General features: G+C 55.8%; 7 protein-coding genes. All 7 read left to right on the top strand.

What is annotated here, in order from left to right; genetic code table 11:
• Positions 1-306 precede the first annotated feature (306 nt).
• The 7 genes from LN244_RS16430 to LN244_RS06055 all read left to right on the top strand — a co-directional run bounded on the left by LN244_RS16430 (position 307) and on the right by LN244_RS06055 (position 16,315).
• On the top strand, positions 307-921 hold the full coding sequence (locus tag LN244_RS16430) for a lytic transglycosylase domain-containing protein (RefSeq protein ID WP_275424709.1): 615 nt from the start codon (positions 307-309) through the stop codon (positions 919-921).
• A 27-nt stretch (positions 922-948) separates the two neighbouring features.
• Positions 949-1,845: an ADP-ribosylglycohydrolase family protein gene (locus LN244_RS06030; protein ID WP_239041945.1), complete on the top strand. Its 897-nt coding sequence runs from the start codon at positions 949-951 to the stop codon at positions 1,843-1,845.
• Between the two features lie 371 nt (positions 1,846-2,216).
• Positions 2,217-3,758 carry a TolC family protein gene (locus tag LN244_RS06035; RefSeq protein ID WP_239041946.1) on the top strand — a complete coding sequence of 514 codons (1,542 nt, stop codon included), beginning with the start codon at positions 2,217-2,219 and terminating at the stop codon, positions 3,756-3,758.
• A 16-nt stretch (positions 3,759-3,774) separates the two neighbouring features.
• Positions 3,775-4,515, top strand: coding sequence for an efflux RND transporter periplasmic adaptor subunit (locus tag LN244_RS06040; RefSeq protein ID WP_239041947.1), 741 nt, complete (start codon positions 3,775-3,777; stop codon positions 4,513-4,515).
• Positions 4,516-4,579: 64 nt separating this feature from the next.
• Entirely contained in the window at positions 4,580-12,814 is an 8,235-nt protein-coding gene (locus tag LN244_RS06045) for a tandem-95 repeat protein (protein WP_239041948.1), read from the top strand.
• Entirely contained in the window at positions 12,807-14,183 is a 1,377-nt protein-coding gene (locus LN244_RS06050) for an efflux RND transporter periplasmic adaptor subunit (protein ID WP_239041949.1), read from the top strand. Before LN244_RS06045 ends, LN244_RS06050 begins: the two co-directional genes overlap by 8 nt.
• Positions 14,180-16,315, top strand: coding sequence for an HlyD family efflux transporter periplasmic adaptor subunit (locus LN244_RS06055; RefSeq protein WP_239041950.1), 2,136 nt, complete (start codon positions 14,180-14,182; stop codon positions 16,313-16,315). The genes LN244_RS06050 and LN244_RS06055 overlap by 4 nt, the downstream gene beginning before the upstream one ends.
• Positions 16,316-16,396: the final 81 nt, after the last annotated feature.

The raw sequence follows: 16,396 nt of genomic DNA on the forward strand, positions 1-16,396 counted from the left end.
AACAGGGGTGAGTGTATCGCAATGAAGGGGGGAAAACATCTATACATTTTTGTCTGTATGTTTCTTGCGCGATGGCGGCTTTGTTGGGGCTGTTGGCTGGTTTTTCAGGCAGAGTGGGCTGTTCTGAAAACTGCATTTGATCAAGCATTACGCAAAAACCTGTGGCCTGTGGCAGTATTTAGCATCGCAGACGCCTAGAATGCTCCTCAAAATGGATTTGAAACCCTGTCAGTTGCCATGTTTCGAGATTATCTTCCGTACTTTTTCGCCGTCATAATGTTAACCGCGATACCGGCTGAAGCTGAGGTGCGCAGGGTTGAACACCCGGACGGTCGGGTTGAATACACCAATATTGCCCCTCAACAAAAGGCTGAGGTGGTCAGCACCTATTACAAGTACCGTAATGCCAATGGTGTGCTGTCATTCAGTGATGAGAAGCCTGCAGGCGTTAAATATGAAGTCATACGTTTTGACTGCTTCGCCTGCACAGTCGATTCCGGTGTCAATTGGGAGACGACCCCGCTGTTCACGGATCGCTACCGCGAAACCATAGATGACATAGCGGCACGCCATGGCGTCGATAAGGCACTGGTGCGTGCCATCATCCATGCCGAGTCAGCATTCAATGCGCAGGCGCGTTCGCGAGTCGGGGCGCAGGGCCTGATGCAACTCATGCCGCAGACCGCAACCGAGCTGGGTGTCAGTAATCCATTTGATCCTGAGCAGAATGTTGATGGTGGCGTGCGTTATCTGGCGATGCTGCTTGAGCGTTATAACAAGAATACACGGCTGGCGACGGCTGCCTATAATGCCGGTCCGGGAGCTGTGCAGGAATATGGCGGTGTTCCGCCCTATGCAGAAACCCAGGCCTATGTTAAGCGCGTGGCGATTCTGCATCGGCGTTATCAGATGGCACAGTGAGTGAACGCATATCACGAGGGGGTCTGAATGCAAGACAAACTGACAGGTATGCTGGCAGGTCTCGCAATTGGAGATGCAATGGGTGCCAGTGTGGAGTTCATGCCGCCCGGCAGCTTTGACCTTCTGACCGGATTTCGAGATGGAGGCCCTCATGATCTGCCGGCCGGATACTGGACTGACGATACCTCCATGGCACTGTGTACAGCATACAGCCTTCTGGATTGTCGAGGGTTTGACCCCCATGACCAAATGCAGCGATTTGTGCGTTGGTTTCGAGAAGGCTACTGCTCGTCAACAGGCCGCTGTTTCGATATCGGTCATCGTACTCGCAGTGCGCTGCTGCGTTATGAGCGCACGGCTGACCCCTTTGCCGGTGAAGAATCCTTGGATCAGGCCGGTAACGGGACCCTGATGAGGCTCGCCCCCATCGTTATCCATGCCTGGCAGAGACCTGATCTCTTGCGTCTGGCTTCAGAGCATGGGCGCCTGACCCATGCCGATCCCCGGTGCCTGGATGCCAACAAGGCATTTGCCCTGATGCTGAAAGCGGCAATCACGGCGCATAGTCTCGCAGATGTGTGGCAAAGCCCCCTTTTGACAGAACTCTTGCCTGAGCTGGATGCCGAGGTGATTGGTGTCTGTTTGGGGTCTTTTCTGGAACGTGAGCCGCCTGCGATCCGTGCCACCGGATATGTGATCGATTCGCTGGAAGCGGCGCTTTGGGCATTCAGTCACAGTGACAGTTTCGAGCAGGGTATGCTCAAGGCGGTCAATCTTGGGGAGGATGCCGACACCGTGGGAGCGATCTACGGACAACTGGCAGGTGCCTACTATGGCCTGGAGGCCATTCCCTCCGAGTGGCGTCGCCAACTGTATGGGTACCAGACGTTAGTGGCACTGGCGCAACAGCTGGTGAGTGATTAAGTAGAACCGCTTGCGCGATCAATTTTGTAACGTTTGTTGCGATCCCTCCCGTGCTTTTTTGACCTGAAGCATCCTGAAGCACCCAGTCCCGCTATGCAGGTGGATTACCCGATCCTCATACGATAGTATCCAACGATTGTTTCAATGCGATTCGGCGTTTTTGTATCAGATTGATAACGGAATTGAATTGAAAATCTGATAATCAGTCACTGGACTGCAACAGGGACGGCGCAGCCTCTTTTCGCAGCTACTGCTCTGAGCCGCTGCTTCTCCACATGTGTTTCAGTTGAAAGCTCATGGCCTTGAGCAGTGCCAAGTCGCGCAATAACAACAAATATGGATCCACTTTTTACAGGAAAGGTAAGAATTCAATGATTGGGAAGGCGTCAACCTTGGGACGGGTTCTGGTCCTGGCGGGTGTTACTGTCGTGTCTGGATGTGCGATTACGCCAACGGATTTCAGTGCGGCCGATATGAATCGGATCAATGCAAGTGACAGACAGCTCGCATTTGCCGAGATGGAACCGCACGGTGAACTCATTTCATTGGAGGAGGCGATTGCCCGGGCGCTCAAATACAACCTGGATCAGCGCGTACGCATGCTGGAGCAGTCTCTGGCGTCTGGTGAGCTGGAAGCCGGCAAGTACGACATGCTGCCTCGCTTGATGGCCAGCGCCGGTTATAGCTGGCGGGACAACTATGGTAGCCGCTATTCGGCGCCTTATACTGACCCGGAAAATCTGGATACTGACCTCAGTACAGTGGATGTGTCGTCTGAAAAAACACATGAAACCGCTGATCTGGTCCTGTCCTGGAATTTGCTGGACTTCGGTGCCAGTTACTACACCGCCAAGCAGAATGCCGACAAGCTTCTGATTGCCAACGAAAAACGTCGTAAGGCAATGCACACGCTGATGCAGAATGTGCGTACCGCCTACTGGCGTGCCCTGGCCGCAGAAAAACTCAGCGAACGCGTTGGTGCAACCATCCGTGATGCTGAAAAGGCGCTACAGGACTCGGTGAAGCTGGCGGATGAGCGAGTGCGTGCACCGGATGAGTCCTTGCGTTATCAGCGTAACCTGCTGGAAAACCTGCGTCTGCTTGAAAGTGTTGAGCGTGAGCTGGCCAGTGCCCGCATTGAACTGGCTAACCTGATCGGTCTGCTGCCCGGTACCCGCTTCAAGCTTGAGGAGCCGGCAGCGCATGCCAAGCCCTTGGCGGTGGATGTTGAGCAGCTGGAAGTTCGCGCTTTGGTGCAGAACGCTGATCTGCGCGAACAGTTTTTCAATGCCCGTATCGCGGCTCAGGATACCCGTAAGGCGTTGTTGAAGTTGCTGCCGGGCATCAGTTTCGAATATGGCGGTTACTACGATAATGACCGTTACCTGATTGATGAACAGTGGCGCGCTGCCGGCGTCAAGGTCAGTTATAACCTGTTCAACCTGATTGCCGCTCCCAGCCGCATGAAGGCAGCAGAGCGCAATGAAACCCTGGCTGAAGCTCGACGCATGGCACTGCAAATGTCTGTGCTGACACAGGTTCACCTTGCGCGCCATCAGTACAACGACTCTCTGCGCCAGTTCGGTCGTGCCGACCAGATCTATCAGGTCGATGCCCAGCTGGAAGAGGTGGTGCGCGGCCGTTTCCAGAGCAATATGGTTGGTGAGCAGGCCCGCATTTCTGCCAATGTCACCACTATTCTTAGTGAGCTGCGTCGCTATCAGGCCATGGCAAAGGTGCAGGAATCGCTCGGGCGTCTGCAGGCCAGTATCGGTCTCGAACCTCAGCTGAACAGTCTGGATACTACCAGCCTGCATGAACTGCAGGGCCAGATCCGTGGCTGGCTGGAGCAAGATGTCTCTGAAATGGTGGCCATGGTGAATACCCCGGCCGAGGCTGAGCCGGCGCAATAATCTTATGGCAATCAACATGCGGTTCGTGCGACTGATACTGCTGCTGGCGCTTCCGTTGCCGGCAGCAGCGCAGAGTGAATATGCGCTTGATCAGGGTGAGCTGAGGGCTCAGTTGAGCCCGGCGCGTTATGCCATGCTGTCGGCTGAACTGGGTGGCAAAATAGACCAGAGCCCTGTGCGAGAGGGGGAGCGGGTCGAACAGGGGCAGTTGCTGATCAAATTCGACTGCGCGCTTCAAGCCGCTCAGCTACAGAAGGCCCGCGCTCAACTAGCGGGGGCACTAAACACCTACAAAGGCAGTCAGCGGATGGCTGAGTTGAATGCTATCGGCAGTGTCGAGCTCAACAACAGCAAGGTTGAGGTAGACAAGGCGCGTGCTGATGTTGCCTATCTGGATGCGACCGTTCAGCGCTGTTCGCTCAAGGCGCCTTATGCCGGTGTAATCGGTGAAAAAAAGGTGCGTGAGCAGGAGTTTGTACAGGCAGGGCAACCTTTGCTTGAAATTATCGACGACAGTGCGCTGGAACTCGAATTTATCGTGCCTTCACGTTGGCTAAGCTGGCTGGTGCCCGGTTATGCCTTTGAAGTGAGTATCGAAGATACCGGCCGAACCTATCCGGTTAAGCTTGCTTATACTGCGGCAAAAGTTGACCCCCTGAGCCAGTCGGTGAAAGCGGTTGCCGTTATTGACGGTCATTATGGCGAGCTGCTGGCAGGCATGAGCGGCCGGTTGCTGCTGACGCCGCCGCAACCTTGATATCCCTATTTGAAAGATTGTTAGAAATGGCCCCGCAGTAAAGAGCCTTTCAAGGAGCAGAAAGATGTCTACCCCCAACAACAAACCCGGTGCTGTTTTACCTAACCTGATGCAGTTGGAGCAGCGCCTGATGTTTGATGGTGCTGCTGTCGAAGCCAGCATCGATACCCTGGCAGACCATGTTGCTGACCAGCAGGCTGTGGAAACGGCTGATGATATGTTCAGCCTGGCGGTGGCTCACGGTCAGACACAGCAGGCAGCTGATCAGGCGCAGCAGCAGATCAAGAATTACTTTGAGCGTGCCAGTGCCGAGGAGCTGTTTCAGCTGTTCAACGGTGGTAAGGACACTTTGGATGCCCAGTGGCTGCAGTCGATGGAAGCACTGCGTCAGTCGATCCTGTCTGGAGAATACCAGATCAGGGTCGAGCTTCTGGACAGCGACACCATCAAGGGGGCGTTGGGTGCGTTTGCCGCCGAAGGTACGGATGGCGAGCCGACCATCTACCTGAACCGCGAGTGGGTTGAAGGTATTGCCGGGGAGCGGGACATCGTCAAGGTGCTGGTGGAAGAACTGGGCCACAGCATCGACAGCCTGGTCAATGCGGGGGGGGATACCGCAGGGGACGAGGGTGAAGCGTTTGCTGCAGCGGTTGCCGGTACCGAACAGAATGGCGTGATTTCGACTGATGCGTCAGCGACGCTGGACATTGACGGCGAAACTGTAGAGGTAGAATTCGCCACCTATGACTTCCAGACGGCATACGCAATTGTCGTTGATATCGAGAATAACGCTGAAGCACAGGACTGGATACCGGACGAAAACTTCGAGTATGCGATCGATAAGGAATCGAATACCCATAACTTCATTTACACAGCTAATGGTCTGGGCTCCGTAACCGTCATCGATGATACCGACAGCCGCTACTTCAGTGGTAATGATGTCTCTGCCATCGGTATTAACATCGGCGGAGAAACGTACTACGGCTGGATCAGTCGTCCGATCAAGGTGCAGGGTGAGGTCAAGGGCTTCTATTTCTGGACCGACACCGATTTTGTTGATTTCTCTACCGCGCAGGCGGACGGGAACCAGGATGGCGACAGCAGTACGGTGGACAACCGCGGCTTCATCCTGGCGGTCGACAAGGCATACTTTGACGGCCTTGGGTTTGTGTCTCGTTCAGGTGTCGCTTCCGATACCTACAAGGTCATTGGATCATCTTCAGACCGCGTCGATAATGCGCTGAATGCGCTGATCGATAGCAATACAGCACCTGTTGCCCAGGATGTAACCTCGGGAACCAGTAGTGGTACAACTGCGGCCATTGAGCAGGGTTATGGTGTTGCAGGCCAGAATGCTGGGGGGAACGTACTCGACTTTGCCAGTGATGCTGACAATGACACATTATCCGTCATAGCTGTTGGCCCCGGAAATGGTGCGGTTCAGACTGCAGTTGGTGAAACACCTGTTGTACTCAATGGCCAGTACGGCACATTGACGCTGAATGCCGATGGCACGTACACCTATGTTTTGAATAATACGCTTCCCCAAGTGGACGCCTTGAATGTTGGCGATCAGCTAAGTGATCAGTTCACTTTTACCATCAGTGATGGCAAGGGCGAGACTGACAGTGCGATTCTGACAATTCGGATCGACGGTACCAATGATGAGCCGACAGCCAATCCCGATTACAACCAGGCCAAGGAGTCAACGACTTTAATCGGCAGTGGTTTTGACTACACAGGCTATGGGGCCAGTGGCAATGTGCTGGGGAACGATGCGGACGTAGATGACCAGGGAGCTGAACTTAGTATCCAGGGGGTTCAGGTTTCAGGCAGCCTGTCTTCTGACAATGTCACTGTTGAGTCAGGTACGCTTTCTCTGCAATTCAGTTCAGGCAGTGGGTTTGCGGCAGTCAAGATTGGTGACTATCTGTATGTCAGTGTGGATGGTACAGCTGCTGGCTCTGGCGATGGTACGGGCAACTATGTTGCACTATATGCTGCTGACGATAGCGCCATCACCATCACGGTTAAAGGGACAGACGCATTAGGCAATGATGTGCTCGAATTCTCCGCGGTGCCGGCCGCATACTATGGCGCAAGTGGAAATATTGCCATTAATGATGTCGAAGCGTTTTTCCAGGCTAATGCTTGGGTGGCTGGTAATAGTAATCTCATGACTACCACACAGGATGGTGGGCAGACCAAAGTTGCTCAGCTTGCTGTTGCGTCAACGACTGGTAGTACAACGTTGAGCAATGTTTCAAGTTTGGATGGCACCATTGCGGTTGGCATGTCAGTGACGGGCGCTGGGGTACCTGCGGGTACTCGGGTCGAGAGTCTTGAGTACACCAACGGCATTCTAACGGGTGTGGTACTTGATGCCGAGTTGACAGATACAACTGGGGGCGAATTCACTTTTACAGGCGATGCTGGTGTTACTCAAACCTTGCAGGGAGCACATGGTGAGCTGGTGCTGCAGGCCGACGGCACCTACACCTATACGCCATTCACGGATAACCCTCTGCTGGCTGAAGGAGAGTCTGCGGTTGAGGTTTTCGACTACACCATGCGGGATAGTGCCGGTGTTGAGAGCACCAGCACACTTTACATTACTGTTTACGGTACAGGTTCAAATGACCCTTACCTGGGGCACGATAATGGCACGGCCGTTGAATCCGGCATTGACGCTGGTGGAAGCACTATAGGCTCTGATGCAACCGGCAACGTGCTGAATAATGATCAGGACATTTTCAACGGTGCCACTCCCGGTCTGAATAAAGTCACTCAAGTTGCAGTGCAAGGCTCCGGTGCCAGTACGATTTCGAGTGGCAGCTCTGCGGTCATCAGTGGCGAGTACGGCAGCCTGACACTGGCTTCGGATGGTACTTATACCTATGCCGTGAACGACAGTCTTGCCGTCGTGGATGCGCTGGCTCCTGGGGAGTCACTGACCGAGGTATTCACTTACCAGGTTACCAATGGATTTTCAAAAACCAGCTGGGCGACGCTGACGATCACAATTTCCGGCTCAAACGATGCTCCCGTTGCTGTTGCTGATACCAATACCATTCGTGAAAATGCCGTGGTGCCGGTTACTGGCTCCGTACTCAGCAACGATTCCGACGTTGATAACGGAGACTCTCTGAGCGTCACCGGAATCGGGACCACCTCTGCAGATACCGCCGTTACCGGTGGTACAACCGGTGTGGATGGCACAGACGTTACCGGGACATACGGTACGCTGACCATCGGAGCTGACGGCAGTTACTCCTATGCAGTAACCGCCGAAATTGCAGCGGGTATGGATGTGGACGATGTCTTCACCTACGAGGTTCGTGATACCAACGGCGGTATAACCACTAAAACCCTCACCATTACCGTTAGCGGAGGTAACGAGCCTCCGATTAACGCCTATCCGACCGTTGTCACCACAACCGGAACCGACCCGATTGTTTTTACTGGCGGCACTGAAATCAGCGTGGCTGACCAGGACGGTAACCTTTCCTGGGTCGTGCTTAAAGTCGATAACGGCGTTTTGAGCGTTACGCCAGGCTCGGCCAGTGTCGACGGTGAGGTCACAAGCGAGCTTCGCATCACTGGTACACAGAGCGAGATTAATGCGGCGTTAGCGACTCTGATTTACCAGGCCGACACTGCGTTTGCAGGTACAGACTACCTGACGATCATGAGTCAGGACTCTGACTTTGCCAATGACAGTGACAGTGTCGAAATCGTTGTGGAAGAGACTCTGGCGGTAAACGGCTACGGCCCGGTGAATGAAGGTTCCCAGTACGCCATGTTCGAAGTGACCGGCTACAACGGCCAGACGGTCGAGCTGGCGATAGAGAACGACACGGCGACGCTGACCAGTCCGACCATCGAGTACTCCACCGATGGCAGTGACTGGGCCGATTATGGAGTGGGCACCGAACCGGTGATGCCAGCCAACGGCACGCTGTACGTGCGCGTGGACATCAGCAGCGAGCACGACACCGTCTACGAAGGCACTGAAAACTTCAAACTGATAGCCACGGACAAGAACGTGGATGGCCTGACTGCGGAGGCCGTTACTGCCATCATTGATGACGGCAGCGGCACCAAGTATGGCCCGGGCATGCCGGGCGGTACACCGACGACGGATACGACAAGCCTGGATGATGATCGCAGTCTGGCGGTGAGCGGCTATGGGCCGGTGAACGAAGGCTCCCAGTACGCCATGTTCGAAGTGACCGGCTACAACGGCCAGACGGTCGAGCTGGCGATAGAGAACGACACGGCGACGCTGACCAGTCCGACCATCCAGTACTCCACCGATGGCAGTGACTGGGCCAATTATGGAGTGGGCAGCGAACCGGTGATGCCGGCCAATGGCACTCTGTACGTGCGCGTGGACATCAGCAGTGAGCACGACACCGTCTACGAAGGCACTGAAAACTTCAAACTGATAGCCACGGACAAGAACGTGGATGGCCTGACTGCGGAGGCCGTTACTGCCATCATTGATGACGGCAGCGGTACCAAGTACGGCCCGGGCATGCCGGGAGGTACGCCGGCTACGGACACCACCGGTCTGGATGACGACCGTCCCGTTATCAGCATTAACAATACCTCCGTTATCGAAGGCCAAGCGGCTCAGTTCAAGGTTGAGCTGTCGAATCCTTCATCAGAGGACATTACGTTTACGCCGAGCCTTGCGGGTGTGTCGGCTGCACTTGGATCCGATACCCATGCAGCCAATACACTTGAGGTATCGACTGACGGCGGTGCCACATGGACCATGGTGGTTACTGACGTCACCATTGCCGCAGGTGAAACAAGCCTCCTGCTCCGCCTTGGGACAAGCGACGATACCGAAATTGAAGTGGCTGAAACCTTTACCCTGTCAACGGGCACTGTCTCCGGTACGGTTGCAAATGCGGAAGGGGTAACCGGTACAGCGACGATTGGTGACAATGATGCGGCTAACACCCCGCCAGAACTTGCCGATACCAACCTGACGCTGACTGTAGCCGAGGATGCGGCTGCACCCACTGGAGCAGTTGGTTCTCTGCTGGGTGATTTTACCGGCGGTATCAGTGATGCCGATGGCGGTGCGCTTAAGGGGATTGCGGTTACCGGCATCGACTCCAGCAGGGGGACTTGGTACTACTCGTTGGATGATGGCGCTACCTGGAGCGAAGTTGGTACTGTCAGTGAAACCAGTGCGCTGCTGCTGGCAGATGACGGCAGCACCCGTCTCTACTTCCAGCCCACTCCCAATTTCAATGGTGATGTTGCCAGCGGCTTGACCTTCAAGGCCTGGGATCGCACGGAAGGTACGGCAGGCACACAGGTTGATACGACTCCTGTAGATACAACATCCAGCTATACCTCGACTGGCGGTATCGTGATACCCGGCACAGGGTCAGGAAGCATAACGGAACTCTCTGCGCTGGATATTTCGGGCCTTACAGGTTCTCTGGCTGATATCAACGTTACCCTGAATGGGCTCAGTCATGCCTGGCCCCAGGATATGGATATCCTGTTGGTTGGCCCTGAAGGCCAACAGGTCATACTGATGTCAGATGCAGGTGGAAATAGCACGAATGCCATTTCCGACCTGACTTTGTCGTTTGATGATGAAGCAAGTGCTGATCTGCCGCCGACAGGAAATGCGCTGTCGGGCGGAGCCTATAAACCGGCTAATTTGATTGATAATGAGGATCCGTCCGATCCGGACTTGTTCGATGGCATCAGCGGCAGCTTTGCCAGCCAACTTGCAGCCTTTGACGGTACAGATCCCAACGGTACATGGACGCTCTATATTGCTGATGATTATGTTGATAATCATGGTGGGAGTCTTACCAACTGGACGTTAACTCTGACTATGAGTGGCCAGGGCTCTCCATTCAGTACAGCGACTGATACCATCAGCGTGAGTGTGACGGCGGTTAACGACGCACCGCTGGCTTCCGGCAGCAGCTCCTTGCCATCCATTTCGGAGGATTCTGACAATCCGCCAGGGGATACGGTTGCGAACCTGTTCACCCCGAATTTTGATGACCAGACGGATGAAGTATCCGGCGGCAGCAGCGCCAATACGCTCGCCGGAATTGCCATCATTGACTACACCGAAGATACCGGCAAGGGTCAGTGGCAGTACAGCACGGATGCTGGTGGCTCCTGGACCACACTAGGCAGTATCAATGGCGATGCCAGTGCGTTAACGCTGGATGCAACGGCCATGCTGCGCTTTGTCCCGGCAGCCGATTACCATGGTGATGCCCCTGATGTGACTGTACGGTTGATTGACAGCAGTACCAGCGTCATCAATGCGGCTACTGTCGATGTCAGCAGTAATGGGGGTATTACTGCCGTCTCTGCCGATACGGTAGTGCTTTCCACCAGTGTGACGGCCGTCAATGACCTGCCGACAGGTACGGACGACAGCGTCACCACGCCTGAGGACACCCCCGTTGTGTTGACGGCAGGCGATTTCGGTACTTTTGCCGATGTGGATGGCGGCACGCTCGTAAAACTGCAGATCACGACTCTTGAGAGCAGCGGCAGCCTGGAGTACTTCGATGGCACGAACTGGAACCCGGTGACGCTGAATCAGGAGATCACCAAGGCCGATATCGATGCAGGCAAGTTGCGTTTTGTCCCCGGAGCCGATGAAAACGGCAGCCCTTACACAACGGCTGGTTTTAAAGTGAGTGACGGCACTGCCTACAGTGCTGATGCCTATACGCTTACCGTCAATGTCACGCCTGAAAATGACGACTTCACCGACGACAACGAAACCCTGAACGTGAACGAGGATAGCGGTGAAACCACCGGTACTTTGCTGAGCGGTACCAGCAGCGTCGATGGCCCGGTGACGGTGAAGAGCTTCACCATCGCGGGTGAGTCAGGACTGTTTACTTTGGACAGTGCCTACAGCGTGGCTGGCAAAGGGACGATCACCGTCTATACCGATGGCAGCTACAGCTTCACGCCGGCAGCAAACTGGCATGGAACCTTCCCCGTAGTCAGCTATGTGCTGACCGATGGCTCGGGTTCGGATGACACCTCTACCCTCGCGATAACTGTTGATTCGGTGAATGATGATTTCACCGACGACAATGAAACTCTCAACGTGGATGAGGACAGCGGTGAAACTACCGGCAATCTGTTGATCGGTACCAGTAGCAACGATGGCCCAGTGACGGTGAAGAGTTTCAGCATCGCCGGTGAGTCTGGACCGTTCACATTGAGCGCTGTCTACAGCGTGGCAGGTAAGGGGTCGATCACCGTCAATGCCGATGGCAGCTATAGCTTCACGCCGGTAGGTAACTGGAACGGTGTGTTCCCCGTCATCAGCTACGTGGTGAGCGATGGGTCGGGTACGGATGATACATCCACCCTGACAATTACCGTTGATCCGGTGAATGATGTACCGGTATTTGTAGGCCAGAGTGGTCCCTTGGGAGATGACATCAGTGTGGTTACGCCTGAAGGTACACCGGTGGGCGGCACCCTGGAGGCTGAAGACCCCGATGGTGATGATCTGACCTTCGAAAAGGCGACCGATCCGACCAATGGAACGGTCACCGTCGATCCTGAAGGAAACTGGGTCTATACCCCGAACCCGGGCTATTCCGGCAATGACAGCTTCACTGTAACTGTCAGCGATGGCAAAGGTGGCACCGACATCATCACGGTCAATGTCGAAGTAACGCCGAAGCCGGTGGTAATACCGCCGCCTGCGCCTGCAGAGCCGACACCGACACCGGATGTTCCGCCGCCGCCACCGGTCGAGATTCCGGAAATGCCGCGAGTGGAAGCGGTAGTCGAACCGGCTCCTGTGCCTGAGATCGGGCAGCTGATTGTCCAGCGTGACATTCCGGAGCAGAACTTTGTCTCCAGCAACGGTATCACACTGATCAGCTTCACCATTCCGACCGATACCTTCGGTCATACGGAACCGGGTGCAGAAATCACCCTGTCAGCCGTGTTGGCTGATGGGCGCGATCTTCCGGATTGGCTGCTGTTTGACCCCGAGAAGGGCGAGTTCCGTGGCGTAGCTCCCAAGGGCTTTGATGGCACTCTGATTATCCGCGTGATTGCGCGTGACCAGGATGGCAACCAGGTAGAGACCATGGTCACGATCCAGGTGCGTTCGGAGCAGGCGGAAACCGCTGATGTGATGCACGACGGCAAGAGTGGATTGATGCAACAGCTCCAGGCCAACAGCCAGTTTGCCTGGAAAGCGGAACGTGACCGCCTGATCCACCTGGCACGTGCTGCTGCAGAAGAGCGGAGTGGCAATGCCTGAAGGGCTCCAACCGGAAATCGGCCAGCAGAACACCTCCGAGGTGATGCTGGCCACCCTGCTGCACCTGATGCGGCGGGCACGTGAAGCGGCTTCTGCCGCTTCTCTGCGTTTTGTGCTGGTCAATGAAAGCCATGCGTTGCTGCCGTATCGGCAGGCTGCTCTTTGGACCTCTGACCAGGGGGTCGAGGCGTTGTCAGGTGTTTCGGCGGTTGAACGTCAGGCACCCTATGTCCATTGGCTCGAGCGTTGGTGCAAACAGGCCGACTCGGCGGCCACAGGTGCTGCTGGACTGGATCTGCGCTCGCTTTCAGGGTCCGATGAGTGGGCTGGATGGCAGGAATGGCTGCCGCCTTTTCTTGCGGTTATTCCGTTGCCTTCACGGGATGGCTTTGCCGGTGGGCGGTTGGTTTTGGCGCGGGAAAAACCCTTCACACCTGCGGAGCTTTCCATGCTGCAGGAGTGGTGTGATGCCTGGGTACAGGCCTATGCCGCCCTGCAGCCCAGACGCTGGTTGCATCCTTTGCATGCTGCACCCACGGCGGGCCGTAAAAAACGCTGGCTGATCCGCAGTGGAGTGGTACTGGCAATCGCCTTGATCTCGGTCTTGCCGGTGCGGCTGACCGTATTGGCTCCGGCTGAGCTGGTGCCGCTTGATCCTGCCATTATCCGCGCCCCCATGGATGGCATCATTGATGATGTACTGGTCTCACCTAACCAGCGGGTGGCAAGTGAACAACCCTTGTTTGCCTTTGATCGGGTATCCCTGGCCAGCCGACTGGAGGTGGCCGAGCGGTCATTGACCACCATTCAGGCCGAATACCGTCGCAATGCACAGCGAGCCCTGTTTGATCCCGAGAGCAAATCGGAGCTGGCTGTTTTGCAGAGCCAGATCGCCGAGCGGCAGGTGGAAGTTGAGTATCTGCGTGAACTCAATCAGCGCAGCCAAGTGCCCGCACCACGCGAGGGGGTCGTCCTGTTCGAAGATGCCGGTGATCTGATAGGGCGGCCAGTGGTAACGGGTGAGCGGATCATGGTGGTGGCGGATGAGCATAAAACGCAGGTCGAAGCCTGGGTGTCGCCAGCCGATATGGTGAACCTGCTCCCGGGCAATGAGGTCAAGCTGTATCTGGCTGCCGATCCCGTCAATCCTGTCAGCGCACGCATCAGCTATGTCGCACACCTGGCTGAGCAGCGCCCTGATGGACAGTTTGCGTATCGGGTACGGGCGCAACTGGATGAGCAGGGGCAGCCTTCTACCCCGCGCGTTGGCTTGAAAGGGACCGCCAAGCTTGAAGGTGAGACGGTATCACTCATCTACTGGGTACTGCGCCGTCCCTGGAGTGGGTTGCGGGGCTGGATCGGGCTGTGAAACAGCAGACAGCTGCCGCTAAACTGCCCGCTCTGAGAGATGAAATCAGGCTTCATCCCGGGCCTGATTCCGCTCAGGGTGAACCGACCTGGTCATTGCATGATCCTCTGCGAAACCTCTATTTCCGCATTGACTGGCTGACGTTTGAAGTACTGTGTCGCTGGTCGCTGGAGGACCCCGCTCTTATCCTGATATCCCTGAAGCAGGATACGACTCTGAGGATTGAGCCCGAAGCCATCGATGAAGTGGTGAAATTTCTGCACCAGCATGAGTTGGTCAAGGTGACTCACGCCAGCAGTACGGAGCGCTTCTGTGAACGCTTGGAGCAACGCAAGACCTCTCCATTGACCTGGTTACTGCACCGTTACCTGTTCTTCCGCTTGCCACTGTGGCGCCCTGACGGCTGGCTGGAAAGGACTCTGCCAGCCGTGCAATGGCTTGGCAGTCCCCAGTTCGCCCTGATCAGTATGTTGGCACTGTTGCTGGGGCTGTTTGAGGTTTCGCGCCAATGGGGCAGTTTTACTTCTACGCTGGTTGATATGTTCAGCCTATCAGGACTGCTGGCCTACGGTGTAACTCTGGTATGCGTAAAGTTTCTGCATGAGTTGGGGCATGCCCTTACGGCCAAACACCTTGGCTGCCGTGTACCAACGATGGGAATCGCATTTCTGGTGATGTTTCCCATGGCCTATACCGACGTCAATGATGCCTGGAAACTGCCATCACGGAAGCAGCGCTTGCTGGTGGGGGCAGCGGGCATTCGCACCGAGTTGACGATAGCAGCCTGGGCCACATTCGTCTGGGGGTTCCTGCCGGACGGCCCGCTGCGTAATGGCGTTTTCTTGCTGGCAACCACTACCTGGATTTCGACGTTGCTGGTCAACGCTTCTCCCTTTCTGCGCTTTGACGGCTACTTCCTGCTGATGGACTGGCTTGATCTGCCCAATCTGCACCAGCGCGCATTTGCGTTGGCCCGATGGGACCTGCGTGAACGACTTTTTGGATGGGGAGACGAACGGCCCGAGTTTTTCAGGCCCACACGTCACCGCTTATTGATTCTCTTTTCCTGGGGAACCTGGTTATACCGCCTTGTGGTGTTTATCGGTATCGCCGTCATGGTGTACCTGATGTTCCCCAAACCCCTGGGACCTGTGCTGGCTGCCATCGAGATCGGCTGGTTTATCCTGCGACCGGTGGTCAACGAACTAAACGTCTGGCTGGAGCGAAAACGCGACATCATGAACAGTAAACGCAGCCTTCGCAGTCTACTGCTATTGGTAACAGCCCTGTTGGTATTGATACTGCCATGGGACAGCCGCATTCATACTCAGGCGCTGTTGACGCCTGCGCAGTCACAACCGGTATTGTCACCGGGGGATGCCCGTATCGATGCGATAGTGCCAATCGATGGCAGCCCTGTGGAGCTGGAGCAGCCCTTGTTCCAACTGGTATCGCCTGATCTGCTGGCACAATACCAAAGTGCTCGGGCTCGCTTGCAGGGGCTTGAACGGCAGCGTACCGCCAATCGGCTTGACCCTGAACTGCACCAGCGCCTGGCGGTCACCGAGTCAGAAAAACGCAAGGTACAGGCCGAGCTGGACGGGCTTGAGCAACAGTTGTTGCGATACCAGGTGCTAGCCGAACAGGCCGGGGTTTTCAAGCTGACGTCACCGGACCTCAAGGCGGGCACCTGGGTCGCCGAGAACGAAAAACTGGGTGAAATCATCCAGCCGGATCGCTGGCAGGTACATGGTTACCTGCCCGAAACCGAGCGAGATCGGGTGCATGAGGGTGACAGGGCACGTTTCTTTGTGGAGTCAGGGCATTTGTCGCCAGTGGAATTGATCGTGGTGCGTATCGATACCGACGCGACCCGAGTGCTGGCCGATGCCATGCTGGCGTCTACCCGCGGTGGTGAGCTTCTGGTTCGTGAGCAGGGCGATATGCTGATTCCCGAACAGGCGCTGTACCGACTGACACTGGAGTTGGCGCCGGGGGCCGAAAACCGATTCCAGGCTCAGAATCTGGCCGAACTTCGTGGCAAGCTTGTGGTGTACGGTGAACGGCGTGCATGGGGCTGGCAGTACTGGCGAACAGCTGCGGCACTTTTACGCCGTGAGCTGGGCTTCTAAGGGGTAAACAGCCTGCTCAGGTTGAGCCTGTGTTCGCATCACTCTATAGTCACACGGACCTGGCTCAACCGGATACATAAA

This window comes from Marinobacterium sediminicola (genome assembly GCF_022343685.1).
Lineage (GTDB): Bacteria > Pseudomonadota > Gammaproteobacteria > Pseudomonadales > Balneatricaceae > Marinobacterium > Marinobacterium sediminicola.